The sequence below is a fragment of the Paraburkholderia sp. SIMBA_053 genome (assembly GCF_046534895.1).
GTDB lineage: Bacteria > Pseudomonadota > Gammaproteobacteria > Burkholderiales > Burkholderiaceae > Paraburkholderia > Paraburkholderia caledonica.
Genome location: NZ_JAWRXU010000652.1, coordinates 1 through 273, shown reverse-complemented (window position 1 = coordinate 273; position 273 = coordinate 1). Strand labels below are relative to the sequence as shown.

Here is a 273-nt window from a genome sequence, read left to right as displayed (position 1 = left end):
ATTGCAGGTGCACGCGTAATTCGAGTCGTTCCACGCGTTTCCGAGAATGATGCTGCAAAAGTTCTTGCGACGGAAACCGGGGTCCTTCAACGCAAGCACGTCGTCGTTGACCGTGCCGAATGTCGAGTCCGGCCGGTGCTTCATGCCCTCGTTAAAGGCGTCAATAATCTGCTCCTTGAAGTTCTCCCCGCGAGGGTGAGCCGCCACCACCACCTTGCGCTGTTCCTCGGTGAACTCGTCATACGCGAAGCCCAGCACGTCCATCTCGACGCC

Annotated in this window: 1 pseudogene; it reads right to left on the bottom strand. The window is 58.2% G+C overall.

Annotated features, from left to right (window positions below):
- Window positions 1–273: pseudogene (locus SB753_RS37215) on the bottom strand (phosphohydrolase); the annotation flags it as partial.